Origin of the sequence: Legionella bozemanae (genome assembly GCF_001648595.1) — a bacterium.
GTDB lineage: Bacteria > Pseudomonadota > Gammaproteobacteria > Legionellales > Legionellaceae > Legionella > Legionella bozemanae.
Genome location: NZ_LBAW01000035.1, coordinates 1 through 25,195, shown reverse-complemented (window position 1 = coordinate 25,195; position 25,195 = coordinate 1). Strand labels below are relative to the sequence as shown.

The following is a 25,195-nucleotide window of genomic DNA, read 5'->3' as shown; positions in this document are numbered from 1 at the left end:
GTTATCTTGGCCTAAGCTATGGCCGATTAAAAGAGGATGAGTCCATCACATTGCGCCCTGACGCAAAAATTGCTCTCAAGAGATTTATTTTAAGAAGTTGTACTATTATAAAGAATGAACGTTGATGATAAGCTTGCTTTAGTATTTCATAAGGAGCTGATCTTACATTAGCAATATTGACACTAACATCCAAACAAAGGGATGTCGTTTATTGGCCTCTGTCACCTACTTAAGAAAAAAACGTATTTTAAAAAAATCGATAATCAACGTCTATTTTTCTATTAGTACATGAAAGTACCCTATAATTAACAAATAAAAGGACTAATTGAAAGGAGAAATCCTATGTTTAGGGATATCGTTCTATTTTTTGCGGGATTTGAATTTTTTCATACGCTGGCACATGTCTTTTTTGCATTTTTAGTTCCTTTAGATCTTAAATTTATAATTCTGACTCCCACTTTAAATACTTGGTCAATTGTTATCAATGCCCTGATTACTCTAGCTCTCCTTTGGTGGGCAAAACGATTACGAAGTAAGTAGTTAATTATCAAAACAATTAGGAAGAAATATGAATAACATTAAATATGGATTTGGAAAAAAGACATTGTATTCATTTGATGATGCAATTAAAAAAGTTACCGAAGAAGGGGTTCTAAACGCTAACCGTCGAAATTTCCTGCAATAATTAATCATCCCAAAATTCTTTAAATTTTACGGGAGCAATTTCTGTGTACCTTACGGTATGTTGAATATTTTTATGACCCAAATAATGTTGAATACTGCGAGTATCTCGACCGTCATTAGCTAATTTGAAGCCTGTTGAGTGGCGAAGCATATGAGGGTGTGTCGCCAAGCCAAGTTCCGCTTTTTCTCCTGCTCTTGCGATAATTTTTCTGAAAGTATCTGCAGTAATGGGTGCTTTACGCTCCGTCATAAAAACATAATCTGTTTCTGGATAATCGCGTTTTAATTGACGCAAAGCCCGAATCTCTGGGCCAAAAAGAGGGTGACTGGCTGGGATTCCATTTTTTTTGCGAATCACATGAAGTAGACCTTGTTTTAAATCTATTTGAGACCAGCGTAATGAGATCAATTCAGATACTCGTAGGCCATGTCGATAGGCAATTAAAATCATTGTAGAGTCACGTAAGCCATGCCGCCCTAATTGCTTTGCAGACACAATAAGCTTATCTACCTCAGCCGGAGTAAGGTATTCACGTACCCTCCGTTCACTATTTTTTACTTTTTTAGGCGGTTTCATGATTCATTTTTATATACTTTCCCTAAAAGAGTTATTGGAGTCATTTCCAGACACCCAAGCAACATGTTTATTTATAATGCAATTCATGATTTAATTTTAGCAAACTTTCCGATAAAGGTATTCTTTAGGGAGAGTTTCTTAGTAACATCTTGTCTCTTTTTTAATTAAGATTTTTTATCATGCGTGCAAGCAATGAAAGATTAACCATTTTATCTGAGGCAGAGCAAGCTGCCTTGTATGAAATCCCTGATTTTGATGATGTTCAGCGCTCGAACTATCTCAATCTCACCCCTGAAGAACAAGTCTTGATGCGCAGCCGTGATGATTTATCAGCCCAAATCCATTGCGCCATACAAATAGGTTACTTCAAGGCGAAACATCGGTTCTTTCCATTTAAGTGGGACGAGGTGCAGGAAGACATTGATTTCATTATGGAAGAGTATTTCCCAGAACAACAGTTTCATCCAACCACTATTAGCAAACACCAATATTATGCACAATGCACCGTGATTACAGCGCATTTTGGTTATCAGTCTTGGTCAAAAGAGTTTGAACCCTTATTGACTGCCCAGGCACAACAGATTCTGCGTCGTGATGTTAGCCCACAATTTATTGTCATCGAATTATTGGCCTTTATGCAGAAAAAGAAAATCGTGCGTCCTGGATATACCACCTTGCAAGTGATTGTGAGCAAAGTCTTAAATGCTGAACGCAACCGGCTAGGATTAATTATTCGAGAATCCCTGACGATAGATGATAAATCAGCTTTGCAAAAATTGTTGCTGGAAAAAGAATCAGAAACGCTTTCTGGATTAGCGGATCTCAAGCAAGATACAAAAGATTTTAAAGCACGCATGATAAGTGCTGAGCGTGAAAAACTTCTCTCGATAAAACCCCTGTATCAGTTAGCTAAATCGCTCTTACCTACACTCAATCTTTCTCAGCAAAACATTCACTATTACGCAAGTCTTGTTGATTATTATGATGTTTATGAATTACGGAAGAAATTAAAATCTGAGCAGACCTACCTTTATCTTCTGTGTTATCTCTCTTTGCGATGCCTTCAATTGAATGATAATTTAATAGACGCTTTTTGCTTGAACCTCAGACAATTTGAAGCAGATCTTAAAGAAAAAACTAAAGATGCTTATACAGACTATGCCGTAAGTAAACAAATTGATTCTTTTGTTATGCGTCGATTTGCACGATTATTTATTAACCAAGAGTTAAATGATAATCTTAGTTTTGGCGATGTACGCAAAAAAGCATTTGAAACAATCATTCCTGAAGCAGAATTACGCAATAAAATACCTGAAGAAAATGAAGAAGAATTAAAGCCCATCGATTTTCAATGGAAACTGGTTGATACTTTATTTCATCGATGTCAGCTGCAGTTACGACCATTAATGATGGCTATTGATTTTTCAAGTACTGTAGCTGACAGTCCTTGGCTTGCAGCCATTGCCTGGCTTAAGGAGCTATTTGGTGCCAACAAAACGATAAACCAATATCCAGTCACAGCATGTCCTGAGAAAACCAGACCAAAACGGTTAGAAAAATATTTATTTGATACGAATGCTAAGGGTGAGAAAAAATTCCATGCCGATCGCTATGAATTTTGGATTTATCGCCAACTTAAGAAACGGCTTAAAGCAGGTGAATTCTATTTGGCAGATAGCATCCAAAACCGTTCGCTTCAGCAAGAGCTTAATTCAGCCAAGGAAAAAGGGGCACTAGTGGAACCCTTAGATATTCCAGCATTGAGAAAGCCTATTAAGAGCTTACTGGACGAGCGTTGTGCTGAATTGCGATCAGAATGGTTGAAATTCAATTCTGATTTTACCCAAGGTAAGCTCAAACATCTGTACTATGATGAACAAACCAAAACGCTTCATTTAAAAAAATCGAATGATGACAAATATGATGAAGACGCTCAACACCGTTTTTATGAGCAATTGCCTTTATGTGATATTACGGATGTACTTCGATTTGTTAATGAACGGAGTCGCTATTCATCTGCTTTTACTCTCATACAACCTCGCTATATTAAGTTGCTTGCTGATGAAAACACCCTGAATGCTGTGATTATCGCGCAAGCGCTGAATAACGGCAATCTTAATATGGCAGAAATTTCAGATATTCCTTATGCCAGTTTGTTGGATGTTTATCAATCCCGAGTGCGATTGCAAACATTAAAAAAAGCCAACGATATGATCGGGGATGATATTGCACAAATGCCTATTTTTCCTGATTACTCGTTGGATATAGCAATTCTTTATGGCGGGGGGGATGGGCAAAAATTTGAAGTGGCAAGACCAACACTTAAAGCAAGACGTTCCAAAAAATACTTTAAAAAAGGCAAGGGTGTTGTGGCTTATACGCTGCTGGTCAACCATATCCCACTTCAAACTGAGTTGATTGGTGCTCATGAGCATGAAAGTTATTTCGCTTTTGACATTTGGTATAACAACACCAGCAGTATCATGCCTGAGGCCATTACAGGCGACATGCATCTTATTAATAAAGCTAACTTTGCTGTGATGGACTGGTTTGGTGGTAAACTGTGCCCTAGATTTACCAATTTGCAAGCCCAACTCAAGCATCTTTACTGTGGTGATGATTTATCACAATACGCAGATTGGTTAATCAAGCCCATAGACAAAATTGATCGCCAACTCATTGAGGATGAATGGCCTAATATCGAACCTATTATCAAAGCGTTAGGCTGTAAAGAAATCACTCAAAGCATTTTGATTAAAAAATTATGCACGTACAGCGCCTCAAACAAGACCAGAAAGGCACTATTTGAATACGATAAATTGATCCGTAGCATCTATACCCTGAAATATTTGCAAGACAGAAAATTGCAACGAGACATACATCGTTCTCAAAATCGGGTAGAATCCTATCATCAATTGCGTATGGCTATTGCAACTGCCTATGGTAAAAAGCAATTATCAGGCAGGGGAGATCGTGAAATTGAGATCAGCAACCAATGTGCCAGGCTTATTGCCAATGCGATTATTCATTATAATTCGGCAATCCTATCCAAGCTCAAACTCAAATATGAAGCTGATGGGGATCACAAGGCATTGGCGCTGTTAAGGAAAATTTCACCTGTAGCTTGGCAACACATCCATTTTCAGGGGCACTTCATTTTTTCTGGTGATAAAATCATTGATCTTGATGCAATAATAAACAAAGTTTTCTTGCATGGAGTAAAAAAGAAAAAAGTGGTTGGATTTAGTCCGGAAATTTCGACGGTTAGCGTTTAGAACCCCAATATTAATGTCTATTTTATTTCCATAGATTAGATCATAAAGCGAATGTCCTTCATATTCATTTAATCCGATATTTTTAGCGTTTACTGCAATAAAATTAGCGATTAATGTATATATAGAAATACCAGGGGCTTTCCCAAGATATTTTTTTGAATACCGCGACTGAATCGTGCTTTCGCTGGTTGGTAATTTTTGGCCATCGCCATCTCCCAATGTTTTGTTGTCTATTAAGTCCCATATCTTGAAAATAGGCAATGAATACACAAGGTTTCCAGCCTTGTCATTAGCCAGGCCCATAGTATCCATACGAATATAATCTTCGTGAGTAGCCCCGTAAAAGGTTAAAACTCATATCAGACATTTCAGCCATTTTTTTAGGCTTGATGCCGAAAGCATCTCCCAGGATGCATGCATTTAAGGCTGATTTAAAGGGCTTTTTTTTCTTGTACTTAGTTTTCATATGGGTAAAAACACACCACATATCAGCGAAGTCCCCCATGAACATCATAGTGTCAGGGAGCTTAACCTGAGGAAGAGTTCTGAAGAAACTGTCGTCAAGTTTTTCAACGCGATCATAACTTAAGCTCCACTCAAGCTCTCCTTCTTTATTTTTTGATATGGAATGCTTGATTTTCTCCAGAATGAATTCTGGAAGTAGTTCGTTGCCACGCATGATCCAGAGCATTAAGGGCATCATCCAGCCGCTGATCACAATAGACAGGGGATTACAGTTCATTTTTTAGAAAATCTTAAGGCATTAAAAAATAAAGCTGTTATATATTAATTACCAGGCGATATTTAACTATCGCCTATGGATTTGCATTATAAATAAAAAAGGCGATAAAAACGCCTTAAATTTGATTGTATGATTTTTAAATATCATATTGAATTTATTTTATTAATTTAGATTAAATATTTTTCTCAAGAAAAGAAGCTTGCTTGCAAAGAATCGCCAATTAATTGCTCTGATTGTTTTGTTTTTGAATTTTCAGTGATTGTTTTCTTATTTGTTTTCGGCGGTTTCTTTGGTTTGCCGTATTTGGTCATCATCAAAGAAAATACCAGCGAAAAAAGGCAGTGATCAATGAGGTATTGAGTGGCATGATATTTTCTCTGCAGGCGTAATTTAATGGCTTGATAAAACGCCGCTAATGCATCATCAAAATAACTAAAGGCTTGAACACGGGTGGTGCCAAGTTTGCTGTTGATACGGCCATTACTTAAAGAGAGTGTCCAATCGCCCAACAAATCTTGTGATACTCTTAGCTCATAATAACGTGATTCTTTTTCGAATCGTATGTAGTGATAGGGTGCTTGCGGAAGGTGAAGGTGAATCAACCAAAATGAATTAAATAAATACATTAAAAAATAGCCAGACTTGAAATGCGTTTAAGGCGATCGGGGTTATCTTCTACATATTCTGATGTAGTGGCAATATGAGCATGACCCGCAAGTCGCGCCACCGCTTTAATATCTGCACCTTGTTCTATAAGCCGTGTTATAAAAGTGCGACGTCCTGAATGTGAACTGGCACCGACTAAACCTGCTTTATCGTATAATTTGCGAAACCATTTTTGTAATACATCCGGTTGAAAACGACTCCCTCTTTGTGTCTTGAATAGAGGGGCTTTGAAATTAAAGAGTTCTTGCTCTTTTGAATGAATGGATTGAATGTATTCATTTAATGCAGCGACCACTTTTTTATTTGTCAGGTAAATATGACGCTGTTTTTCTCCTTTGGTCATGGCTCGTTTTAAATTCACTTCCTCTAAGATATTGAACTCATAATCAATGACATCTTTAAAGGTTAAAGCGGAAATTTCTTTAACTCGCAGACCTAAACCAAAAGAACAATAAATTAAGGCAACGTTTCGTAATGCAAAAGAGGAGTCTTTAGCAATAATTAAGAGTCTTTTAAATTCTTGCTCGTTTAAAACCCGTGCTTTTCCTTCGCGTGCCATAAATGAATAAAGAGATCTTTAAATAATTAAAATTATAACATTTAAAGACCTCTTGTGCTATAGTGGATTTACTTGAACTTCGATAGACCGTGAAAACATTGAAGAGATCTTATAATATACATTTCAAGACCTCTTTGGCATTGATTCATTTTTGATAAGTTCATAGTGCGAGGATTTTTTTGAGAACGTGGGTAGTGTTAGTAGAATCAAAGGAAAGGGCAATCAATGATCGCTTTGCACCGTACTCAACATTCTGTTTCGGTTCTTTGTTATTGTTTATAATGGTGATTACTGCAAAATCGATTATTTGGAGGGATATGTAACATGTTTTTAGGGGAGTGTAATTTAAAGTTGGACCCAAATTATTTCAAAAAACAATTAAATGCAGAACCTATTTGTCCTATCGCTGATGCTATTTACAGTGATTCAACTATGAAAGAGGATTTTACTCGCTTAGTTTATACCCGCTGTCAGAGTAGTTTGCCTCCAACAATCTTTCATTTGCAAATTACTATAGGAACTGAGCAACCACGAGAGGCCAAGAGCTCGAATTGGTATAATGATATGGTTACTCCTTTTTTAGATTTTTTCTATAAAGGTGGTGTAAGTAAATGGCTTGGAGAAAATGAATCGCATTCGTTGGATGATTTAGGATTAATCAGTTAATACGGGTTAGTAATTTATTGGCTTAATCAAGTTGAAGGATAAAAAATGAACGAAGAAAAAATAAATTTTTCACTATTGGATGAGCATTGGCTTTTGATTGAGCCATTACCTGATCAAATTCAGCCGCTCAATAGAAATGTATGTGAAGTGGAACAGTCGATTGGTGTTTCATTAAAAGAACTCATTTCAAATAGAGTCGAGGACGATGAAATTCAAAAGGAAATTGGCTAAGAGTAATGCGCCAGGGATAATTACGGGCTTCAGAGGCGCTCATTTAAAAATACGTCTGGAAGGTCAGAAAAGATCATCTCTATACCACCCCACTTGGGAAATGCAGTACGTGTAATTCATAGCTCATTAACTTGTACCAGCAATGTTTTTTGATAAAAATACCAACCTAACTTACAGAGATCATGATATGAATTCTTCAGTACAAATGGATGTAAAAGTTTTGGCCAACAAATGTGAATTATTTGGGTTAATAGATCGGACATATCAGATCGAAGCTCTTTATAGAAAAGGCGAGCTTCAGCAAGGAACCTTTATTTTAGATTCTTTAAGAGAAAGTTTGAAGGAGCTATGTGAAAGGTCTTCTAAACTTGATAATAAGTAACATATAGGTTACTATTTAAGTATGAAAATAAAAGTTGCATCTTATATAACTAAAGAAGGCATTGATCCATTTGCTAAATGGTTTGATAAATTAAATGCTATTGCTGCAGCAAAGGTATCTACGGCGCTATATCGTATGGAGTTAGGAAATTATTCTAATGTCAAATCTCTGGGAGATGGTGTTTTTGAATATAAGATTGATTTTGGCCCTGGATATCGTATCTACTTTGGGCAAGATGGCGAGGAACTAGTGATTTTAGTTGGCGGTGGATCAAAAAAGCAACAGGATAAGGATATTAAAATCGCTAAAAATTATTGGCAAGAGTATAAGTTAGCAAAAAGACGAGGGTAGTATTATGGCTTTAACAAGAGAATTTAAAAGTACCATCCGAGACAGAGCACAAAAAGACTCAGAGTTTAGAAAGGCTCTATTAATCGAGGCCGTTAATTCTTTATTAGCAGATGAGCTTGATGTCGCAAAATCTTTATTAAAGGATTATATTAATGCTTCTATTTTATTTGAGCCCTTAGCAGAAAGGGTTCATAAAAATAGTAAAAGTTTACAAAGAATGTTTAGTTCCAAGGGAAATCCTACGGCGCAGTCATTATTTTCAATTATTCATGTTTTGCAAGAAGCAGAGGGAATAAGGCTGACTGTGAATGAAACGCATTAAATATTTGAGTCTTTAAAAGGAAGCAATAATGACTAAAATAGATAGTCACTTTATGAAAAAAAATTTGGGCAATAAGGTTTATCCGTTATACGGAGGGGTTTCCAGGTTAAAAAATGATTCTATCTTAAATAAGGCAAAATTTATCATTGATACAGGCTGTGAATCAAATCTTACAATTTTATTCTTATCTGAAAATAGATCAGCTCCGTTAAAAACGATGCCAGGGAAGGGGCCCAAAGAGTGACATTAATGAAAAGTGATTTTCTTATTTTAGTTTCTTTTTTAATAGGCATAAAACCATTATCTACTATACAGAGAGAAGCTTTAATAAAAATTTTTGATTCACATCCAACAGAGACAACATTGAAAGAATTATTCCATGCCTGTCTTAGTGACAATTTGTCAAATTATAATTTGACAATGGAACAAATAAATAACCTTATCCCTTTGTGTGATGCATTTGAAAAAGCCGTTGGTTTGCCGAATTTGGATATCGTTTTAGAAGAAGCCAAAAAGTTTCAACAGCTGCTAAATTATACTGAATAAGATTAAAATATTAATCGTCTAGCGTACTTTTTCATACCATGGACCCTAGCCCCATATAAAACGATTATGCATACGTTCAATCTTGAATTAAAAAAAATGGAAAGCTATTGGTTATTCCTGCTGAATATTATCCAAGATACACTGACATTGTAGCTACTAAAGAAAATTTATTTTGCCTTACACCCATTAGCCGATTTGAAGCGTTTCTTAAAGCAGTGGAACATTGTATCTTCAATCCTGTTTTTGCGGTTCTATCAATTATTAATCTGAGCCTGTGCGCACCATTATTAATTCGTGATGTAGGAAATAAAGAAGCCATATATTATTTCTACCTATTTATAGGCTTCATTATTTCTTACTACAGCACTAAATGCTATCTTGGGCTCATGAGAAAAGATCCCATGTCTATAGAGGTGTGGCAGAAAAATTTGGTTATAATTCATCATCCAGCCCCCTTAAGCCTTATGATGAGCGCATGTTTAAAGCTATTATCACTATTAATCGAATAAAAATCCCCCGAAAAGATTATTTTTTTGATGATTTATATGGAATTATTTTTGGACCTTCCAACTTAAGGTTGGTAAAATAATCAAATACAGGCATCATTTTCAAATTAAGAAATTGTTTGGGTTCTTTTTAGCTCTAAGGTTTTAATATTTTCTTCTTCATCTTCACGGATGAGCCGTTCTATCAATCGCGTGGGAAATTTTAATGTTTTGGCGATTATAAAAGGAGATTGTTTTTCTTGGTAATGTAATTGCAATACTTCTTTTTTATTAATGGAAGCAAGGAATTCAAGATAAAACTCTTCTTCTGCAGAAATGTGTTCTGAATCATGTTCTTCCATAAGAGATTTAATAAGATTTTTTTCTTCCTCATCAGGGGGTATTAAATCGAATATTGAGCTTACTATTAATTGGTTCATTTCTTTAGCCTGTTTTATAAATTTCAACTCTTCCTTTGGAATTGATTTGCCTGTAACGGCGCTCTTATGGGCTATGTTTAAAACCATCTCAATATGATGTAGAAAAGTTCTGATATTATCTTTTTTATCAAAGCTATTTTGTGAACTGAAATATAACTTAGCTTTTATATAGTAATAGCGCTCCTTATCTAATCGCCTCCATTTTTTTGTATTTGGATTTGCAAGCCATGAATTGAGTGTTGCAACACTTACATTGGCTAGTTCGGCAAGTTTTTCAGCAGTAATGTTTTCTTTTTGCTTTAATTGAATTAATAAATGGTTATAGGATTTTTTATTTTTAAGGAGCATTTTTATTTATAGGCGTATTTGATACAAAGTATCATTTTATATTAATTGATACTTTGTATCAAATGAATTGCGGTTATTAATTATTCGACTATATTCACCACCCAGTGTGGTGTAGCCATAATTCAGAAATAATTTTCTTTGATTCCTGATTCAAAATTGATAGGGCTTGTACAAAATTGGGCGTTTGGGTTTTTTCAAGAAGTTTTTGGCCGTCTTCTGGATCAAAAAATGAGTACATCATCGCTAATAAAACTTGTTTTCCATGGCTATACCCACCCATAGCGTTCTGTATAAAAGTATAGTTAGGTTCTAACTGCCATTTTTTCTGCGCCGCATCAATGGATGATGCTTGTATATTAAAAAATTCAACGCCTACTATTTTAATTCCTTTTTTCCATGCGGCAACGAATAAATCTTCAGACATATGTTGTTCGCCCTTAATAAAATTCATCCATTATACCTTAGGATGCAAAATACATTAACACCCATGATGTGCAAAGAGGCGGAAGAAAAAATGTTACTGATTTTATGCCCATGTGGTAGGACAAGGTATTCATTTGTGTAAATAATTATCCGCTTCAAAGTTAATTGAGACTTGGGGAGTAATTCAAGAATTAATTTATGGGATGTTGGCATTAATAAACAAGCCATAATGTGATTATATTAATATCTGGTTGCTTACATTCTTTTGACGAAAATATAGAGGGATGCAAAACTTAAAATTTTGGGTTGGACAATCTGATTTCGCACGCAGATTCAATTAATAACACCAATAGTTTATACTATTGGACTGCTTGCAATTATTTGAAAATTAAGTATTATTGATATCTAATTTGGCAATTAAACTTTTTGCAACGCCCGTTGCAGAAAGTTTTTGAAATTAAGTTATCGTAGTCGTATAATTTTCGCTCACGACAGGACAGTGAGCAAAAATTTTGTGCTTGGAAGACAAATTGAATTGAAATCGATTAGTCAACCCAACAAAGGAACCAAGTATGTCAAAAGAAATAACTTTTCATCTCGATCATGATTATAAGTCATTTTTAAGTGCGCTTAAAACTCAAATAAAATCCTCACAATTCCGTGCAGCACTGGCCGTAAATCAAGAAGTTATCAACCACTATTGGTACATTGGCAAACAAATAATTGAGAAACAGAAGCAAAAATCTTGGGGAACGGGCTTTATTGAAACATTATCTCGAGATCTACAGAATTTATTTCCTGAAACCCGGGGTTATTCAGTAGCAAACATCCGACGAATGAAACGTCTTGCCGAGGAATATCCTGATTTAAATGAAATTCGCGCACAAGCTGTGCGGGATTTACCTTGGGGACATATTGTTGTTTTAATACAAAGAGTTAATGATGCTATCATGCGTGATTGGTATGTAAGTCAAACCATTGAAAATGGTTGGTCACGCTCAACACTTGAAAAAAATATTAATCAAAATTTATATCAATCTCAAGCTTTACCCTCCAGTAAAGCATCTAATTTTATACACCGATTACCAGCGGCACAATCATCACTTGCGCAAGAAGTACTTAAAAGTCCATATAATTTTGATTTTTTAGGTCTTCATGATGATGCACTTGAGCGCGAAATTGAGCATGCTTCCATTGCACATATTACCAAGTTTTTATTAGAGCTGGGCAAGGGGTTCTCATTTGTTGGTAGTCAATATCCGATGGAAATTGATGGCGAAACTTATTTCCTAGATATGCTCTTTTATCATTTAAAACTTAGGGCATTTATTGTTATAGAATGGAAGGCAGTTCGCTTCAAACCAGAACATGCTGGACAATTAAATTTTTATCTCAACTTGGTTGATCAGTATCTTAAAACGGAACACGATAACCCTAGCATAGGTTTATTGCTTTGCAAATCAAGAAGCAAAGTCATTGCTGAGTATGCTCTAAAAGGCATAGAAAAACCAATAGGCGTTTCTGAATATCAACTTACAAAGGCAATTCCTGAAAACTTAAAATCAAACCTGCCAAGCATTGCAGAACTTGAAGCAGAATTCAGTGAAGATAATATTGATGGTAGTATGCATAAGACCAAATGATCTATTAATTTATTTTAAAATTAGAGTGTGACCATGGCAAGTATTCCTATACCACAACCATTGATAGACACTTGCCAACAGCTTAAAGAAAAAAATTGGCAAGCATTTATACCACCATCTTTTGCGCCATATGACCTAATTTTTTGTCTCGACTTTTTAAAACAATATGATAACAATAATGCCACATTTGAATCATATCGTCGAGAAGTAGAACGATTAATTCAATGGGCTTGGCTAATTGAGAAAAAATCATTACTGGATTTGAAACGGCAAGACATTGAAAATTACATGCAATTTTGTTTCAACCCACCAAAATCATGGATTGGGTTTAAAAAAGTAGCACGATTCATTATGCATAACGGTGAACGCATTCCCAACCATGAGTGGCGCCCATTTGTAGCCACTGTAAGTAAAATTGATCATAAAAATGGACTGAGGCCCAATAAGCAAAACTATCAATTATCACAAAAAGCAATTCGTGAAATTTTTACGGTGCTGAGCAGTTTTTATAATTACTTGGCCTTAGAGGAAAAAGTATCCATTAACCCGATTACTTTGATCAAACAAAAAAGCAAGTATATCCAAAAAACTCAACATCAAGCACAAGTGATGCGCTTGAGTGAAAAACAATGGCAAACTTGTCTTGATACAGTTAAAAATATGGCAAATAATGCGCCCGATAGACATGAACGGACATTGTTTATTATTTCTGCGCTTTATTTATTGTACTTACGTATCTCTGAGCTATGTGCCAGTGATCGTTGGACTCCAGAAATGCGACATTTTTATCAAGATAGCCAAGGATGTTGGTGGTTTAAGACGGTAGGAAAAGGTAACAAAATGCGAGATATTGCCGTACCTGATGACATGCTTGCAGCACTCAAGCGATATCGTGTCAGTATGCAGTTAACCCCACTTCCTTCGATGAATGATCAAAGCCCTCTATTACCTAAAGAAAAAGGCAAAGGAGCAATGACTAGTTCAAGACACATTCGTCGCTTGGTTCAAGACTGCTTTGATAACACCATACAAAATTTAAGAAACACCGGCTTTTCAATAGAGGCTGATAGTTTTGAGTCAGCAACAGTACATTGGTTGCGCCATACAGGTATTTCCGATGATATTAATATGCGTGGGCGTCCTGTTGCACATGTACGCGATGATGCTGGCCATAGCTCAAGTGCCATTACCGATCGATATAATGATATCGATCTCATTGAGCGGCATCAGTCAGCCAAGCATAAAAAACTAATATCAGGTGGTGTACTCAAATAATTCTGTCAGCAATGCCGGCAGTTTGTCATTTTACTTTTAGTCGTTATTTTGATATTCGAGGTTACTTTTCTTTTCTGGATGATTCGATCTTCGCTATAAATTCAAAATAGAAAAAACAATTTAAATTTCTAGATCTGTTCAAACATTTACATTTGGCAAAAATTCTTGTAAGGTTCCTTCATTCAAACTTCCAAGAATCGTCATGGCTCATATCAAAAATTATTTACCTTCAAATGAAGAAGAATTAAATCAAATCGTTATAAAAAAAATAATTGATGCAACACCATTTAAAATTGGTGATTACGTAAAAATTTTAACTCATGATGCAGATGAGAAATGGATTATTTCTGATTTTTCTGTAACAGCAGATGGAGAGCCAGCTGCTTTATTAGAAAGTGATACATGGCATACCTTTGCGCTACTACAAGACATCCAATTCTATCATCATTGATAGAGATTGAGTTCTAAGATTTGAAAATATGCGTTTTGATCTTGTTTGGTTACTGACTGATATTTTATAAGATTATCAATGTCGGAAACAGCAAAATTAGTAATTATTATTTTTGAGTGACACAAATATTATGACCCATAATTTAAACCACACAACTTCTAATAAAAAAACCCGAATATCAGGTTAATTATAGGAACTATTCAAGGAAAAATTAAAGCAAACTGAAAATCATTGGCTATTCACTCAAATAGATGACTGTATTGCCCTTTATCACAATAAAGTTTCAGAGTTGATGTTAAAATAAACACGGCCATGTTTGCCTTGCTTGCTAGAAATCGCTCTTGATTTGGAAATCGCTCAATAGCCGTTTTTTCTTTAGAATTATAGACATTAATTTTAAACATTAATTCCATTGGTTCATATATATCCAATTGATCTAAACAATCACTTAAAGTGACCTCACTCTTTTTATGAAGATGATTGATTAAACAAGTTAATACATGAGTGCAATAGTCTCTCCAAAAAGAATCTTGCACTTTGTTATTCGAATGGATAATTAATTTTGCTGATTCATAAATTGTGTTTATTGATACAGGCGTACTGTTATTCATGATACGCTCCTCCATAAAAATACCTAAATGGTGTTATGCTGATTGATCAATGTAAACGATTTATTGGACCATGAATAATCTCCCCAATCCATAGCAATGATAATGAGTCCTAAGAGGTTTGTGCCCGCAATGGTTGTGGCTGCTTTTGAAAAGTCCAAATTAAGCCTAATGTAATAATCACTATCCAAGTTATTGATTTGCACCATGAAGCATAATAATAAAGCTGTATGAAGTGTTGTGGCTGATTTAGAGGGGGAATTACATTAGGGGATGAAAATAAACTGATATTATTACTTACAATAACTGCTGCTGTAAAAAGGAAAAATCCTTTTAAAATAAACTCATAATTCTTCATTTTAACAGAAGAAAGAATAATCAAAACAAGCGCAGGCGATAGCAGCAAAGCAAACCTTGGCCAGTAAAAAATATGGATTATTGGGGTAAATAAATCGCTATAAGAGGAAAATACCCCTGACTTTAGAGCGGTTTCAAAAGAAAGCGACAAATAAGACAAAACTAACAATAAAAACGATAAGTAGTGTATTGGTGTTTTTAAATTGATGCGCATAATAATAGTTTCCTTTTGGTGGCACGTGTGAGCCGTGTTTTAACTCACCTCTTATTCTTTAGGATATAGTGCTTTTCCAGAAACAGTTGCTATTGCTTGTATAGGAATCGCATTTTCCTCATCATTAGAACAATTTAAGCTGATGATGTTAGCTATAGCTGTTGCTGTATCGTAATCAGGCTTAATATGTGTATCTGACGAGGCGACACATGATGTATTCCCAATGAATAATTTAAACCGTCCGTGGCTCAGTTTTTCTGAGACGTCAAACGGTTCTAGCGTAACTCCTGATAACACTGCCCCAGGGGAAATTGTTTTTTCCTTGTGATCTGTATCAGATGGAAGCTTAAATTGTTTTGTTATTATAATATGCGCTGTTTTACCTGCTTCAACATAAATTCTATTGGGTTTTTCTGATGAAATCGAATGGGTATTTTTTTCTTTGTTTTTTATTAAAAGGAGTTCAGGAGGCATTGGACCGATAATTTTTAGTTCTGGTGAAGCCCAATAGATGGCTTTATTATTGCCCAAAAGTTTGTAAGGCAAAAACACCACGTCATGTTCCCCCATATTCCAAAAAACACCACAAAATAGATGCTTATCACCTACTGTAGAGCGTTTTAACAAATTACCTTTGCTGTCTGTAAAGCGATCACAATAATGGTTATTTTGGGTCTTTGGCACTTTTAATGGGGAGTACGCTAATTGAATTTCACCATTGGCCCCCATAAGAAACAATTGTCGTGAAGCAATTGCATAGAAATCATAGCTCAATTTAGCAATGAATGGAGACAAAAACAGCACCAAGATCCCTAGCTTTATACCCAAGCGCCGCGATGATTTTTCATTGAAAATAGAAAATAGAATGCACCACATAAGCACAAGCCCCAGAACAATGATACAACCGTTAGTAAATGTTAAGAACACTATCAATACCTCTCTTGTAAAAACTATCTATGCAAATGGTTACCATTTTATCATATTATTTTTTATAACATTTAATCTTATTAATTAACTCATTTTTATTGAGTGCATCTATTTTATGTATGATCTCCTTAGGATTATGCCCTTGATCGAGCAATTGTTTAGCCCATAACATAAACACATCATCCTCGGTGAGAATTTTAAAAAGAATATCGTTTTTTTCATCGAGCAATACTTCAACTGCACAGGCCACAAGCCATTTTGAGGGTGTTGTTTCTCCGCTAGCCATGCCTTTAATAGCCATAGGAGAATAGCTTTTATCTTTATCAAATAAGGTTATTGCTTTGTGATGCAATTTCTCAGAACGATTAACAACGGCTTGTAATTCTGAAAAAATTGATTTTATTTGATTACTAAAATCTTGCTTTTTATATTCGGCAAGGTTTACTTGATTCAGTAACGTTAAAGCCTGTTCTTTGCTGGAACCTGAAAGCTTCCCTACTGCAATTTTAATTTGCTGTATCATGCTGCTAACCATAGGTTCAAAGATATTTAACTCCACTTTTTGCTCGTCACAAATAATTTCAATCTGCTCCAAAACTTCGATAAATTCATAAGGTAGTCGAAAACGCAAATCGAGCAACGTGCTTGTTGGTGAAGGATGCAAGTGCTGGTGAATGGCCTTAAGATTTTGCATGAACTGTTTTAATTCAATTGTTTGATTAATTGAAAGATTATTCCAACCATCGAATAAATCCGGCTCATTCATATGAAAAGAACCATAAATGCTCTTCCCATCCGTTGATTTGACGTAAACCCTTGAGGGTCTACGCAAATTTTGTTTCACTTCGAATCGCAATAATTTTTTCATTAAGAAGCCTCTAATAAAGTAAGTGATGAATTGTTGCAGTATTGCAATGCACAGTCTTTTGCATCGTTTAATCGCGTGTACGTTTTGTTTGTTGCCAAATCAATATAGTATTTTTTACCAGATTGTTTGTAATCGTATTTAGAACGAAATGCAAACACGGACGTATTAATGAATCCTCCCAATAAATAGGTTCTCATTACTGGGGTTATTGCTGTTGTATCCTGTCTTATTGCATCAAAATATCGATCTAATAAATGGTGTTCATTTAATTCATAAAGGTTTTTTAGTTTTTGTAATCGATGGCCATGATGATGCATGAAATAAGGAACACCGGAAATATTTATTTTTCTGGCACGTGTAGTGTACTGACTATAGAAAGTTGCTCTTCGCAAAGAATAATGAGGTTTGAAAGCATGCAATACAGGCACTGTTGTATTATTTCCGTACAGGAAAATAAGGTTATTAAATTGAGCATCAAGGATGGCTTTTTGAGTTCGTGCATCCAATAATTTATTTTTTATTGCCTCTAAAGAATAAATCATTGCCTCAATACCCTGTTGATTCATTTCAGGAATATCCCCCAGAGAAAGTTCTACCTGATAATCTAAACGCTCCAACCGCCTTAGTGCATTACACAGCTGGGGGTAATGAACAAGGGTATTTAATTCCAGATAAGTGCCGATGGCTTCTTTAATGGACAACCTATTCCAGTAGGAATAAGAAATATCCTGATTTCTGGTAGATGAAGATGTAAGCATTAACGCTCTCAATAAATCGTTTAAAGAAAAGGCCAGCTCAAGTGGTGCATTGGTTTGATTTAGATGAATCATAATTACCTCGTTTTCTTTTATTGTCCTAATGACACTACGACTTAGTTTATTTACAAGAACCAAATTTGTCAACAAATAAAATATATAAAAAAGATAGATTAAATACATCTTTTATATTGACTACTTAGTTATGATCTGCCATACTATAGATGTTCACTTAGGAACATAATAGATAAAATAAGGAATAAATCATGATTAAACACCCTCTTCAAATCGGTTCCATTCTCTATGCTTCTTGGGGTTACGAGCAAACTAACATTGATTTTTATCAGGTCATTGATCTAATTGGAACTTCCACTGTAGTACTCAGAGAAATTGCACAAGAAAAAATCACTGAACGAAACGATGCTTTTTGCGGAAAAACAAAAGCCAAACCTAATTGTTTTATTGATGAACCATTTAGAAAAAGAGCAAACGAGCAAGGCAGAGTACGCATGAATTCCTTCTCTCATGCAAGTCTTTGGGATGGCACTGCTCTTTATTATTCCTCTTATCATTAGTATTCGAAAATACTCCCTGCATAAGCAGGGAGTTACCACTAATTACTAATTAACTGTTTAATAAAGAATTGGAGATTTTGATGAGCAATATATCAACAGACGGAACAAATAGTTTAATACAAGAAATCAGCATCGTTTGGTCTATAGAAGATGTGTTGGATGTAAGGCCTCTACTCAGCAAAGAGCAGGCAAGTACCGTACTACAACACCTAAAAGAAAATCATGATGCCACCATAGGTATTAATTGGGATGTGATAGAAATCGTTTCAGACGATTTATTCTTAACCGAAGAAGAAAAAGAAGAAGAGTAATCCAGTTAAGTAGGCTAGATTTTTTCTAGCCTACTCACCTATCAGGAGGGAGCACAATGGATTATTTAAATTTATAGGAGCAGTTAGCGGGTGTACCAATAAACGATGAGGACGAAATTGAAGAAGATTTTCTTCATTTTGAAAAAGGAACGAATAAATTCGAACTCTGGACATGGTTTGATGGAAAATTACCTAAAGGAATCGCACATGAGTTATTTAAGATGTCATAACTATTTAATTGTTATAAATAGGATTTTTGCCCTCACCCTATTCATGGGGGCTTTTTTATCCTTTCCTGCTCATTCAGGGTATTCTAAATCATTTAGAGTTGCTCATACCTATGGAAAGACGAAACCGCAGCAAATATCGCCTGTAGTAAAACATTCTAAATTTTTAACCGGATTAGCCGCAGGCTCTATTTTATTTTCGCAAAAGGGACATCCTATCTCTTACAATGAGCTTGATTTTGAATCACCTGATGGTGAGCTGTATAGTGAATACGAGCGCAACAATCAATTATTGGCTCAAGGTGGCTTGCCTCAGAATAAGCGATTAGCATTAGAGCGCAGAAATCAGCAGATAAAAAACAGATTAATTGCGTTCGCTGAAAAAAGATACATGAGCGCATTCACTCTTCAATTGTTTCCACTCAAAGAAAAGGTAATTAAATCAAAAATTGAAAAATCGTATAACACTAACGAAAAACCGGATATCCAAGTAAAACGCAAACAGTTCTTTTATGAGCTCAGGTTTTCAGATGAAAGCCCAAAACCAATAAGTGATTTTGATGTGGTGAATATTAATGAAATGAAACCTAATAACGCACATCCCTATCAATTTACCTATGCAGAAACCTGGGGGAATAACACCATTAAAGTAACTTTGAGAGATAAAAAAGATAAAAAGCTTGTATTAAATTTATCTCACTCTTACTACGTTCCAAATGCAGCAAGAAAAGACATTTTGGAATCCATGCTAGAAAAGTTGGAATATGTATGGCCATTTCTATTCCTGCTGTTACTGTTGAATTTCTTTTTTTAAAATTAAACAATAAATTATAACTATAAGGGTATAAGGAGCTATATAAATGATGATTGAACTATTAATTGGTATTGCCGTTCTCTTGTTAATCTTTGTCTTAACAGGCCTGTTTATTGTCAAACAGCAAGAAGTCGCACTTATTGAACGCCTAGGAAAATATCATTCTATTGCACATGCAGGACTTAATTTTAAAATACCCTTTATTGATTGGATTGCTGGTAAGTTATCGTTACGAATTCAACAATTAGATGTCAAAGTCGAAACCAAGACAAAAGATAATGTGATTGTCCAGATTCAAGTTTCCGTACAATATCGCATCAAAGATGACGGCGTTTATGATGCTTTCTATAAATTGGAAGATCCTACGCAACAAATTACAGCCTATGTGCTTGATCTAGTCCGCTCTGAAACGCCAACAATGATCTTGGATGATATTTTTGAAAAAAAAGACAGCATTGCTAATGCCGTTAAAAGCCATTTAAGCGAGACCATGCAAGATTTTGGATTTGAAATTGTCAAAGCATTAGTAACGAACATAGAGTTAGAAACGAAAGTAAAAAATGCAATGAATGAAATTAACGAACAACAACGATTGCAAGTTGCAGCTCAAGCCAAGGGAGAAGCAGAGAAAATATTGATAGTCAAAAAGGCTGAGGCAGAAGCAGAAAGCAAGCGGTTACAGGGCGAAGGAACAGCCAATCAACGAAAAGCCATTATCGATGGGCTAAGCCATTCCGTAGAAGATTTCCAAAAGTCCGTACCCGGTGTATCGTCTGCAGATATAATGAACTTGGTATTGATTACTCAATATTTTGATACATTAAAAGAAATAGGCTCACATAACAAATCCAATACAATCTTATTGCCGCAGTTACCGAATGATATCGCATCGCAATTGCAGCAAAGTATTATAACTGGCAATGTAGCTAGTGCAGACATAAAAAATTAATAACGGAGTAATTGGGGTTATGCTCTATAACCCCATAACAAAAGGTATTAGGTGTTTCCATCAAGCATTATCTGAGATTATCTATTCCAACAACCACAAGCCATCTTGTTCCCAATGCTCAGAAAATCCCATTTTTGAAAAGGGTATAGAAGGATGATTGTGCATAAGATGAAACAATTGTTTGCGCCAATGATTGCCTGGCGAGCTATTTTTTAATAATGCATGAATAATATAAGCTTGTAGATAAAAAGGACTCTCGTTATGTTCAAAAGATATTGTTATTTCTGAAACCTTGGGTTTATTGACGAAAAACCGATTCCATAAACGAGAATGGTGAGCGCATAAATTTCTGGTATAAGTCAGTGAGCGCATCCATGATTTGATGATTTCACTATATTGTCCAAGAGTATCACCAATTTCTTTTCTTACAGTACGATCTTTAATATTGGCATAGAGCTTGGACACTGTACCAAAAGAAATGCATTCCATGACCATCCAGCTTGGCGGGTGTTCTGGATAATGATATTTAGCATAATACGTTTTAATAAAGTCTTCGTGTGAACGTTTCAGATGTGATTTAACCTCCTCCAAAAACATTTGATATTGCTCAGCCGAAGAAAATAAATCCATGTTTAGATACCAATGTGCACCATACTTCAAACTCATGGCATTTGATATAGCGGTACGAAAAGACACTTCTATTCGCTCTAGGGCATCGATAACTAATAAGCGCAGCTCCCTATCAAATGCATACAAATTTAAAAGATCCGAAAATCGTGTGTTGGGTTTAAATTGGTGAGATCTTGTCGCAGAGCTAATGAGAAAAGGCTTAAAATAAATCATCAAACGATAGTAACCAATGGTCGTCAAATACTGACTAGCTTCTTGCTCATTATCCAGCAACAGCCCTTTTTTGTCGTAAGTGATGTATTTGTTCTGGTATGGAAAGAGGTGGTTTATTAAAAACCATTTTTGAATGCATAAAATAAATAACCCGCCCTGGTCCGCATTGTTAAGAGGCGTGGCGGGTATGGTTAATTACATTATAACCCGATTGCGCTCAAAATCAAATACTATACGGTTGATTGTCATTGATGTAATTTTAACAGAATGTGCAACATAACTGAATCACAGTACACGCCAATTACCCATAAGAATGTTATAATTAACCCATCGTTAAAAATCCTCATTCCTTAAGTTATTCCATCAACAGCTTTCTCAGTTTTCAACGCTTAAAATATATTACAAAAATGATTTGTTGCTAAAAAGACCTGATGTTAAACGCTATTTGATTCTTAAACCTCTCCTTTGGCCATATTTTTTTGTTATCGAAAAAAGCCCTATAGAACGATTTTCCGAGCTATTTTTTAAACATTATAGTGATGAGGGACATACTTATTTTAGAAGCCAAGGGCTTAAGAACTTTTTAAATGAACCTATTCAAAGGGAAAAATCGTTATAAAAAGTATCAAATACACACACTTTGCTGGCCAATTGACAAAAACTCTCAAGATTGGATTGAACATAAGCGATTTTTCAAAGGCAATAATTTCTATGCGCATATTATCTATATAAAAATACAGGATGAATACTTTGTGCGAGTCACTTGGGAAAAAGAAAGCACCCCTCACCCTGTTGCATCTATAAGCAGGTTTGATCTGGATCAAGGTCAAAGGCTTAGCGCGTCTGAATTTAAAACAAAAATGAAACAAATCAATGCCAATGAAGCTAATAAATTACATCTTGGAATGAAATAGCATCCTCATGTAATAATAAAAACGTCAATTTAAAAGATGTTTTTTATTGACAAAATCACCATTGTTTGCCATAATGTATTTGTTCACTTAGGAACATAATAGAAAACATTAAGGATCAAAAATGACAACAATCATTACTTCAAAACTAGTTAGCGATCAGCAACGCCTTTCTTTTTTGCCTAAACATTTTGGCACCATGATGATAAGAGCAGAACAAGCAATCTACAATACATTAAAAGTGATGTGCTCTTCTTACGAAGGCGGCTATTGGCATTTTTACGAATTGAGCAATCGTGGTTTTTATTTGGCTCCTGACATGGACGAGCCACTCCCCATATATGTGGAAGGCAACGGATATGATGGAGAAGTGAGCGCGGATGCCGCTGGAATCATTACAACCCTATGTGTTCTTAATCAACTGTGTTGGAAAACTAAATCGGATAAAACAATCCAGCAATACTATTTATTGCGAGATTACATCGAATACCACAAAGAAGCTGCGGACATTTATGCAGCGATTGATTAAGCGAATTAAAACAGGTCGTAAACTTAAATTACGGCCTTTACATAAAGGGCGGTTCTATGAATATTATAGAAAAAATTACTCAGGCCATTTTTGAGGATGACGAAGATCCGAACAAACAATCTGAATACTTAATTGAAACCTATTTAAACAGCGCCAATCAAATAGAAATTGATGCTATTTTTGTATGTTTATGCGGGTACAGCTCAAAAACCCTAATCGGTAATTGCTCAGCATAATTTGCGGTATTTGTGTTAAGCTTAACCAAAAACTAGCTTAACGGCTGTTTGTACTTACATTACGTGATATTTAAAGTCCGTACACATTGATTAACACTCTCACCAGCTTGATTGAATTCAAGAGCATGCCTTTTCTGATCTAATAGCTCCAAGCTGGCTTTTTTAGGTATAAATCGTGCTGGTACTATTAAATCAAAAACGTTAATAGAAAACGTATCTAAAAATGATAACCGAAAATTTCCTTGCTCTTGGGCAATAAGGCTAAATTCCTTCAACGAGATTAGCTCTGGAACTTCAGATGTATCCTCATAGTGCGCATTATAAGAAGAAATAATAAGCGTCAACAGAATGAATAAGGGAATTAAATAATAAAATGTGTGTTTAAAAATTATTTTGATATTCATATTCTAATCCAAATACTGTTAATAGAACCATCATTTAATACGCCGATCAGTAAACTATTACACCACTTACTTTTAATAGTTATTCTCATGCCTGTACTGAGCAACACGAAACGCATAATGGCACTCGCGTTGAGTTATTGGTCGATGTGAACGAAGAGTTAACTCTTCGTGAAATAAATCAAGAAATCCAAGTTTATAAGCTCTTTTTTCAAATCCAGGTATTCCATATTTTCTAGTTAGCCAATGATCAATCACTTGGTGACAAGTAGATTCAAAATTACTGAGATCGAATAACCGCAGAAATACAAGCACGACAATGAATAAAAGAATAGTGTTTATATCCATCATACAATGTACTCCGCCCTCTTATTAGATTGTACACAATCGCCATTGCACCGCTGCCTTTCTATTGCTATTAGCACTTAAAGCACAAAAAATCATTGCAATTGAATTCATAACAATGCAAATTTTAATAAAAATAAATTATTCCTCGGCATTAATTATTAATACTAATTTTTTGATAAACTACATACCGTATTAACTGCAATGCAATACAACTTTTATTTAATCAATCATTGAATATTCGTCAGAGGCTTTCCATTTTTTATCTTTTGCTAGAATATACAAAGCTGATTTTTCAAAAAATGTATCAGTTCCTTTCAGTTTTGCCCATTCAGAATAGGCTTGAATTTCCTTATATATATTGGCATCAATTTCAACTCTTATTTTTTCAGTTTGCTTTATTTTATCTTCAGTAATTAAAGGCATTATATCCTCGCTTAATGTTACAACATCCTTAACGCGTATTAACTATCTATTCCAATAATCAAATGAATTAAATTGGTTATTTGAATGCATATTGTTAAAACTGGAATGATGATTAATATGATGCATGGAGTTGTTGTAATTAAACCCAAATGGATTTCCCCCCGCATCATACGAACCAATCATGGGCAAGCCAGTAACCGGATTTACTCTAAACGTATCCTGTGAATGATTATTTAATAATTGCTGTTGGTTAATATTAATAGAAGAATGATCGCCCTGCTTTATGCCATGGCCTTTAAGCATATAAGGTAAAATATGTCGTTTAAAATATTCATTTTCCATATAATTAAAGTGTTCATCTTTTGATGCAATGGCTTTTTGATATTCAAGATAACCTGGTGGTGGTTCTAATACAAAATCTTTAATTCGGATGAGTAATTGTATTAATTTTTTTATACGATCAACTATCACATCCTTTTGAAAAAATAGTTTCATTTTTTTATCCTATTTAGATAGCTAATTTATTCCTTCACAAACGCGCAAAGGCATGCGCTCTTTATTTATTCCATAGTCCATTATTCTAACTATACTAATAGTAGTACTTCACAAGGATTGTGCCTAGTTGTATTTTTCTGATTCTACACACACCACGCAATGTGATTGCTTTAAAGAATTTGCGCATAACCATATGATTTATATACAAATAACTAAACAACTCTTTAAAAACGAGTAATTTAAAGTAAAATCCCTATGTATACAATTGTATACATAGACCCCTTGTAAAATCAATGGATATCAACTTAAAAATACAGTTGTATACATAAATAATACTA

36 protein-coding genes and 2 pseudogenes are annotated in these 25,195 nt (G+C 34.9%); 21 read left to right on the top strand and 17 right to left on the bottom strand.

What is annotated here, in order from left to right; translation table 11 throughout:
• Positions 1-342: 342 nt before the first annotated feature.
• Positions 343-540: a hypothetical protein gene (locus tag A8O27_RS16955; protein ID WP_058460656.1), complete on the top strand. Its 198-nt coding sequence runs from the start codon at positions 343-345 to the stop codon at positions 538-540.
• 28 nt (positions 541-568) lie between these two features.
• Positions 569-646 (top strand): annotated as a pseudogene (locus A8O27_RS19455) (DUF302 domain-containing protein); the annotation flags it as partial.
• Between the two features lie 39 nt (positions 647-685).
• Here A8O27_RS19455 and A8O27_RS16950 read toward each other — a convergent pair.
• Complete coding sequence (locus A8O27_RS16950) at positions 686-1,261, bottom strand: tyrosine-type recombinase/integrase (protein WP_058460655.1); 576 nt, start codon at positions 1,259-1,261, stop codon at positions 686-688.
• A gap of 179 nt (positions 1,262-1,440) precedes the next feature.
• Between A8O27_RS16950 and A8O27_RS16945 the strand changes: the two genes are divergently transcribed.
• The gene (locus tag A8O27_RS16945; protein ID WP_082891536.1) at positions 1,441-4,536 is read left to right on the top strand and encodes a Tn3 family transposase; all 3,096 of its coding nucleotides are present in this window, start codon (positions 1,441-1,443) and stop codon (positions 4,534-4,536) included.
• Between the two features lie 63 nt (positions 4,537-4,599).
• Here the strand turns inward: A8O27_RS16945 and A8O27_RS19600 are convergent.
• The 4 genes and pseudogenes from A8O27_RS19600 to A8O27_RS16930 all read right to left on the bottom strand — a co-directional run.
• Positions 4,600-4,839 (bottom strand): annotated as a pseudogene (locus A8O27_RS19600) (Tn3 family transposase); the annotation flags it as partial.
• Positions 4,826-5,278: a Tn3 family transposase gene (locus A8O27_RS16940; RefSeq protein ID WP_131744491.1), complete on the bottom strand. Its 453-nt coding sequence runs from the start codon at positions 5,276-5,278 to the stop codon at positions 4,826-4,828. The gene A8O27_RS16940 and the pseudogene A8O27_RS19600, both read right to left, overlap by 14 nt.
• A 185-nt stretch (positions 5,279-5,463) precedes the next feature.
• Complete coding sequence (locus A8O27_RS16935) at positions 5,464-5,904, bottom strand: WGR domain-containing protein (protein ID WP_058460653.1); 441 nt, start codon at positions 5,902-5,904, stop codon at positions 5,464-5,466.
• Positions 5,904-6,503 carry a tyrosine-type recombinase/integrase gene (locus A8O27_RS16930; RefSeq protein WP_058460652.1) on the bottom strand — a complete coding sequence of 200 codons (600 nt, stop codon included), beginning with the start codon at positions 6,501-6,503 and terminating at the stop codon, positions 5,904-5,906. The genes A8O27_RS16935 and A8O27_RS16930 overlap by 1 nt, the downstream gene beginning before the upstream one ends.
• Positions 6,504-6,827: 324 nt before the next feature.
• Here A8O27_RS16930 and A8O27_RS16925 point away from each other — a divergent pair, with 324 nt between their 5' ends.
• The 8 genes from A8O27_RS16925 (at position 6,828) to A8O27_RS18850 (ending at position 9,510) form a co-directional block, all read left to right on the top strand.
• Positions 6,828-7,169: a hypothetical protein gene (locus tag A8O27_RS16925; RefSeq protein ID WP_058460651.1), complete on the top strand. Its 342-nt coding sequence runs from the start codon at positions 6,828-6,830 to the stop codon at positions 7,167-7,169.
• Positions 7,170-7,214: 45 nt separating this feature from the next.
• A complete protein-coding gene (locus tag A8O27_RS16920) occupies positions 7,215-7,400 on the top strand; it encodes a hypothetical protein (RefSeq protein WP_058460650.1) in 186 nt (61 codons plus the stop codon).
• A gap of 142 nt (positions 7,401-7,542) precedes the next feature.
• Positions 7,543-7,782, top strand: coding sequence for a hypothetical protein (locus A8O27_RS16915; RefSeq protein WP_064115134.1), 240 nt, complete (start codon positions 7,543-7,545; stop codon positions 7,780-7,782).
• Between the two features lie 21 nt (positions 7,783-7,803).
• The gene (locus A8O27_RS16910) at positions 7,804-8,133 is read left to right on the top strand and encodes a type II toxin-antitoxin system RelE/ParE family toxin (protein WP_058460648.1); all 330 of its coding nucleotides are present in this window, start codon (positions 7,804-7,806) and stop codon (positions 8,131-8,133) included.
• A gap of 4 nt (positions 8,134-8,137) precedes the next feature.
• Positions 8,138-8,455 (top strand): hypothetical protein, encoded by a 318-nt coding sequence (locus A8O27_RS16905; RefSeq protein ID WP_058460647.1) that lies wholly within the window; start codon positions 8,138-8,140, stop codon positions 8,453-8,455.
• 28 nt (positions 8,456-8,483) lie between these two features.
• Positions 8,484-8,699, top strand: coding sequence for a hypothetical protein (locus tag A8O27_RS16900; RefSeq protein ID WP_058460646.1), 216 nt, complete (start codon positions 8,484-8,486; stop codon positions 8,697-8,699).
• A 5-nt stretch (positions 8,700-8,704) separates the two neighbouring features.
• Positions 8,705-9,001, top strand: a complete 297-nt coding sequence (locus A8O27_RS16895; RefSeq protein ID WP_058460645.1) for a hypothetical protein — start codon at positions 8,705-8,707, stop codon at positions 8,999-9,001.
• A gap of 107 nt (positions 9,002-9,108) precedes the next feature.
• On the top strand, positions 9,109-9,510 hold the full coding sequence (locus A8O27_RS18850) for a hypothetical protein (protein WP_058460644.1): 402 nt from the start codon (positions 9,109-9,111) through the stop codon (positions 9,508-9,510).
• A 104-nt stretch (positions 9,511-9,614) separates the two neighbouring features.
• Here A8O27_RS18850 and A8O27_RS16885 read toward each other — a convergent pair whose 3' ends face one another.
• Together A8O27_RS16885 and A8O27_RS16880 are read right to left on the bottom strand one after the other, a co-directional pair.
• Positions 9,615-10,274, bottom strand: coding sequence for a hypothetical protein (locus tag A8O27_RS16885; RefSeq protein WP_058460643.1), 660 nt, complete (start codon positions 10,272-10,274; stop codon positions 9,615-9,617).
• A 94-nt stretch (positions 10,275-10,368) separates the two neighbouring features.
• Positions 10,369-10,725, bottom strand: a complete 357-nt coding sequence (locus A8O27_RS16880) for a hypothetical protein (RefSeq protein ID WP_058460642.1) — start codon at positions 10,723-10,725, stop codon at positions 10,369-10,371.
• Between the two features lie 544 nt (positions 10,726-11,269).
• Between A8O27_RS16880 and A8O27_RS16875 the strand changes: the two genes are divergently transcribed.
• The 3 genes from A8O27_RS16875 to A8O27_RS16865 all read left to right on the top strand — a co-directional run bounded on the left by A8O27_RS16875 (position 11,270) and on the right by A8O27_RS16865 (position 14,066).
• Entirely contained in the window at positions 11,270-12,340 is a 1,071-nt protein-coding gene (locus A8O27_RS16875; RefSeq protein WP_058460641.1) for a PDDEXK nuclease domain-containing protein, read from the top strand.
• Positions 12,341-12,373: 33 nt separating this feature from the next.
• The gene (locus A8O27_RS16870) at positions 12,374-13,615 is read left to right on the top strand and encodes a tyrosine-type recombinase/integrase (RefSeq protein ID WP_058460640.1); all 1,242 of its coding nucleotides are present in this window, start codon (positions 12,374-12,376) and stop codon (positions 13,613-13,615) included.
• Positions 13,616-13,817: 202 nt separating this feature from the next.
• Positions 13,818-14,066 (top strand): hypothetical protein, encoded by a 249-nt coding sequence (locus tag A8O27_RS16865; protein ID WP_058460639.1) that lies wholly within the window; start codon positions 13,818-13,820, stop codon positions 14,064-14,066.
• A 239-nt stretch (positions 14,067-14,305) separates the two neighbouring features.
• Here the strand turns inward: A8O27_RS16865 and A8O27_RS16860 are convergent, their stop codons facing one another.
• The 5 genes from A8O27_RS16860 to A8O27_RS16840 all read right to left on the bottom strand — a co-directional run bounded on the left by A8O27_RS16860 (position 14,306) and on the right by A8O27_RS16840 (position 17,870).
• Positions 14,306-14,677 (bottom strand): hypothetical protein, encoded by a 372-nt coding sequence (locus A8O27_RS16860; RefSeq protein ID WP_058460638.1) that lies wholly within the window; start codon positions 14,675-14,677, stop codon positions 14,306-14,308.
• 109 nt (positions 14,678-14,786) lie between these two features.
• A complete protein-coding gene (locus A8O27_RS16855) occupies positions 14,787-15,245 on the bottom strand; it encodes a hypothetical protein (RefSeq protein ID WP_058460637.1) in 459 nt (152 codons plus the stop codon).
• A 51-nt stretch (positions 15,246-15,296) separates the two neighbouring features.
• The gene (locus A8O27_RS16850; protein WP_235810578.1) at positions 15,297-16,121 is read right to left on the bottom strand and encodes a hypothetical protein; all 825 of its coding nucleotides are present in this window, start codon (positions 16,119-16,121) and stop codon (positions 15,297-15,299) included.
• A gap of 106 nt (positions 16,122-16,227) precedes the next feature.
• Positions 16,228-17,040, bottom strand: coding sequence for a hypothetical protein (locus A8O27_RS16845; protein WP_058460636.1), 813 nt, complete (start codon positions 17,038-17,040; stop codon positions 16,228-16,230).
• On the bottom strand, positions 17,040-17,870 hold the full coding sequence (locus A8O27_RS16840; RefSeq protein ID WP_058460635.1) for a hypothetical protein: 831 nt from the start codon (positions 17,868-17,870) through the stop codon (positions 17,040-17,042). Before A8O27_RS16840 ends, A8O27_RS16845 begins: the two co-directional genes overlap by 1 nt.
• A 191-nt stretch (positions 17,871-18,061) precedes the next feature.
• On the opposite strand from A8O27_RS16840, the gene A8O27_RS16835 reads away from it, so the two are divergent.
• From A8O27_RS16835 to A8O27_RS16820, 4 genes are all read left to right on the top strand, one after another.
• On the top strand, positions 18,062-18,370 hold the full coding sequence (locus A8O27_RS16835; RefSeq protein ID WP_011212515.1) for a hypothetical protein: 309 nt from the start codon (positions 18,062-18,064) through the stop codon (positions 18,368-18,370).
• Between the two features lie 80 nt (positions 18,371-18,450).
• Positions 18,451-18,681, top strand: coding sequence for a hypothetical protein (locus tag A8O27_RS16830; RefSeq protein ID WP_011212514.1), 231 nt, complete (start codon positions 18,451-18,453; stop codon positions 18,679-18,681).
• A gap of 207 nt (positions 18,682-18,888) precedes the next feature.
• Positions 18,889-19,722 carry a hypothetical protein gene (locus tag A8O27_RS16825; RefSeq protein WP_235810577.1) on the top strand — a complete coding sequence of 278 codons (834 nt, stop codon included), beginning with the start codon at positions 18,889-18,891 and terminating at the stop codon, positions 19,720-19,722.
• A gap of 46 nt (positions 19,723-19,768) precedes the next feature.
• On the top strand, positions 19,769-20,671 hold the full coding sequence (locus tag A8O27_RS16820; protein ID WP_115684392.1) for an SPFH domain-containing protein: 903 nt from the start codon (positions 19,769-19,771) through the stop codon (positions 20,669-20,671).
• Positions 20,672-20,752: 81 nt separating this feature from the next.
• On the opposite strand, the gene A8O27_RS16815 is transcribed toward A8O27_RS16820, so the two are convergent.
• Entirely contained in the window at positions 20,753-21,574 is an 822-nt protein-coding gene (locus A8O27_RS16815) for an Abi family protein (protein WP_235810576.1), read from the bottom strand.
• Positions 21,575-22,101: 527 nt separating this feature from the next.
• Here A8O27_RS16815 and A8O27_RS19410 point away from each other — a divergent pair.
• The 3 genes from A8O27_RS19410 (at position 22,102) to A8O27_RS16800 (ending at position 23,190) form a co-directional block, all read left to right on the top strand.
• The gene (locus A8O27_RS19410; protein ID WP_235810575.1) at positions 22,102-22,428 is read left to right on the top strand and encodes a hypothetical protein; all 327 of its coding nucleotides are present in this window, start codon (positions 22,102-22,104) and stop codon (positions 22,426-22,428) included.
• 121 nt (positions 22,429-22,549) lie between these two features.
• Positions 22,550-22,954 carry an antirestriction protein gene (locus A8O27_RS16805; protein WP_058460634.1) on the top strand — a complete coding sequence of 135 codons (405 nt, stop codon included), beginning with the start codon at positions 22,550-22,552 and terminating at the stop codon, positions 22,952-22,954.
• A gap of 56 nt (positions 22,955-23,010) precedes the next feature.
• The gene (locus A8O27_RS16800; protein WP_058460633.1) at positions 23,011-23,190 is read left to right on the top strand and encodes a hypothetical protein; all 180 of its coding nucleotides are present in this window, start codon (positions 23,011-23,013) and stop codon (positions 23,188-23,190) included.
• Between the two features lie 59 nt (positions 23,191-23,249).
• Here A8O27_RS16800 and A8O27_RS16795 read toward each other — a convergent pair whose 3' ends face one another.
• From A8O27_RS16795 to A8O27_RS16780, 4 genes are all read right to left on the bottom strand, one after another.
• On the bottom strand, positions 23,250-23,594 hold the full coding sequence (locus tag A8O27_RS16795; protein ID WP_058460632.1) for a hypothetical protein: 345 nt from the start codon (positions 23,592-23,594) through the stop codon (positions 23,250-23,252).
• 72 nt (positions 23,595-23,666) lie between these two features.
• Positions 23,667-23,942, bottom strand: a complete 276-nt coding sequence (locus A8O27_RS16790) for a hypothetical protein (protein WP_058460631.1) — start codon at positions 23,940-23,942, stop codon at positions 23,667-23,669.
• 216 nt (positions 23,943-24,158) lie between these two features.
• Complete coding sequence (locus tag A8O27_RS16785; RefSeq protein ID WP_058460630.1) at positions 24,159-24,362, bottom strand: hypothetical protein; 204 nt, start codon at positions 24,360-24,362, stop codon at positions 24,159-24,161.
• 42 nt (positions 24,363-24,404) lie between these two features.
• Positions 24,405-24,857, bottom strand: a complete 453-nt coding sequence (locus A8O27_RS16780; RefSeq protein WP_058460629.1) for a hypothetical protein — start codon at positions 24,855-24,857, stop codon at positions 24,405-24,407.
• Positions 24,858-25,195: the final 338 nt, after the last annotated feature.

Excerpts from the sequence above, each read along its gene's own strand:
- A8O27_RS16950 (WP_058460655.1), bottom strand. The coding sequence starts at position 1,261 with ATGAAACCGCCTAAAAAAGTAAAAAATAGTGAACGGAGGGTACGTGAA.
- A8O27_RS16925 (WP_058460651.1), top strand. The coding sequence starts at position 6,828 with ATGTTTTTAGGGGAGTGTAATTTAAAGTTGGACCCAAATTATTTCAAA.
- A8O27_RS16790 (WP_058460631.1), bottom strand. The coding sequence starts at position 23,942 with ATGATGGATATAAACACTATTCTTTTATTCATTGTCGTGCTTGTATTT.
- A8O27_RS16855 (WP_058460637.1), bottom strand. The coding sequence starts at position 15,245 with ATGCGCATCAATTTAAAAACACCAATACACTACTTATCGTTTTTATTG.
- A8O27_RS16785 (WP_058460630.1), bottom strand. The coding sequence starts at position 24,362 with ATGCCTTTAATTACTGAAGATAAAATAAAGCAAACTGAAAAAATAAGA.
- A8O27_RS16880 (WP_058460642.1), bottom strand. The coding sequence starts at position 10,725 with ATGAATTTTATTAAGGGCGAACAACATATGTCTGAAGATTTATTCGTT.
- A8O27_RS16850 (WP_235810578.1), bottom strand. The coding sequence starts at position 16,121 with ATGTGGTGCATTCTATTTTCTATTTTCAATGAAAAATCATCGCGGCGC.
- A8O27_RS16930 (WP_058460652.1), bottom strand. The coding sequence starts at position 6,503 with ATGGCACGCGAAGGAAAAGCACGGGTTTTAAACGAGCAAGAATTTAAA.
- A8O27_RS16830 (WP_011212514.1), top strand. The coding sequence starts at position 18,451 with ATGAGCAATATATCAACAGACGGAACAAATAGTTTAATACAAGAAATC.
- A8O27_RS16820 (WP_115684392.1), top strand. The coding sequence starts at position 19,769 with ATGATGATTGAACTATTAATTGGTATTGCCGTTCTCTTGTTAATCTTT.
- A8O27_RS16915 (WP_064115134.1), top strand. The coding sequence starts at position 7,543 with ATGTTTTTTGATAAAAATACCAACCTAACTTACAGAGATCATGATATG.
- A8O27_RS16885 (WP_058460643.1), bottom strand. The coding sequence starts at position 10,274 with ATGCTCCTTAAAAATAAAAAATCCTATAACCATTTATTAATTCAATTA.
- A8O27_RS16840 (WP_058460635.1), bottom strand. The coding sequence starts at position 17,870 with ATGATTCATCTAAATCAAACCAATGCACCACTTGAGCTGGCCTTTTCT.
- A8O27_RS16800 (WP_058460633.1), top strand. The coding sequence starts at position 23,011 with ATGAATATTATAGAAAAAATTACTCAGGCCATTTTTGAGGATGACGAA.
- A8O27_RS16795 (WP_058460632.1), bottom strand. The coding sequence starts at position 23,594 with ATGAATATCAAAATAATTTTTAAACACACATTTTATTATTTAATTCCC.
- A8O27_RS16940 (WP_131744491.1), bottom strand. The coding sequence starts at position 5,278 with ATGAACTGTAATCCCCTGTCTATTGTGATCAGCGGCTGGATGATGCCC.
- A8O27_RS16870 (WP_058460640.1), top strand. The coding sequence starts at position 12,374 with ATGGCAAGTATTCCTATACCACAACCATTGATAGACACTTGCCAACAG.
- A8O27_RS19410 (WP_235810575.1), top strand. The coding sequence starts at position 22,102 with ATGAACCTATTCAAAGGGAAAAATCGTTATAAAAAGTATCAAATACAC.
- A8O27_RS16900 (WP_058460646.1), top strand. The coding sequence starts at position 8,484 with ATGACTAAAATAGATAGTCACTTTATGAAAAAAAATTTGGGCAATAAG.
- A8O27_RS16905 (WP_058460647.1), top strand. The coding sequence starts at position 8,138 with ATGGCTTTAACAAGAGAATTTAAAAGTACCATCCGAGACAGAGCACAA.
- A8O27_RS16805 (WP_058460634.1), top strand. The coding sequence starts at position 22,550 with ATGACAACAATCATTACTTCAAAACTAGTTAGCGATCAGCAACGCCTT.
- A8O27_RS16920 (WP_058460650.1), top strand. The coding sequence starts at position 7,215 with ATGAACGAAGAAAAAATAAATTTTTCACTATTGGATGAGCATTGGCTT.
- A8O27_RS16860 (WP_058460638.1), bottom strand. The coding sequence starts at position 14,677 with ATGAATAACAGTACGCCTGTATCAATAAACACAATTTATGAATCAGCA.
- A8O27_RS16865 (WP_058460639.1), top strand. The coding sequence starts at position 13,818 with ATGGCTCATATCAAAAATTATTTACCTTCAAATGAAGAAGAATTAAAT.
- A8O27_RS16955 (WP_058460656.1), top strand. The coding sequence starts at position 343 with ATGTTTAGGGATATCGTTCTATTTTTTGCGGGATTTGAATTTTTTCAT.
- A8O27_RS16825 (WP_235810577.1), top strand. The coding sequence starts at position 18,889 with ATGAGTTATTTAAGATGTCATAACTATTTAATTGTTATAAATAGGATT.
- A8O27_RS16835 (WP_011212515.1), top strand. The coding sequence starts at position 18,062 with ATGATTAAACACCCTCTTCAAATCGGTTCCATTCTCTATGCTTCTTGG.
- A8O27_RS16935 (WP_058460653.1), bottom strand. The coding sequence starts at position 5,904 with ATGTATTTATTTAATTCATTTTGGTTGATTCACCTTCACCTTCCGCAA.
- A8O27_RS16780 (WP_058460629.1), bottom strand. The coding sequence starts at position 24,857 with ATGAAACTATTTTTTCAAAAGGATGTGATAGTTGATCGTATAAAAAAA.
- A8O27_RS16875 (WP_058460641.1), top strand. The coding sequence starts at position 11,270 with ATGTCAAAAGAAATAACTTTTCATCTCGATCATGATTATAAGTCATTT.
- A8O27_RS16895 (WP_058460645.1), top strand. The coding sequence starts at position 8,705 with ATGAAAAGTGATTTTCTTATTTTAGTTTCTTTTTTAATAGGCATAAAA.
- A8O27_RS16845 (WP_058460636.1), bottom strand. The coding sequence starts at position 17,040 with ATGAAAAAATTATTGCGATTCGAAGTGAAACAAAATTTGCGTAGACCC.
- A8O27_RS16910 (WP_058460648.1), top strand. The coding sequence starts at position 7,804 with ATGAAAATAAAAGTTGCATCTTATATAACTAAAGAAGGCATTGATCCA.
- A8O27_RS16945 (WP_082891536.1), top strand. The coding sequence starts at position 1,441 with ATGCGTGCAAGCAATGAAAGATTAACCATTTTATCTGAGGCAGAGCAA.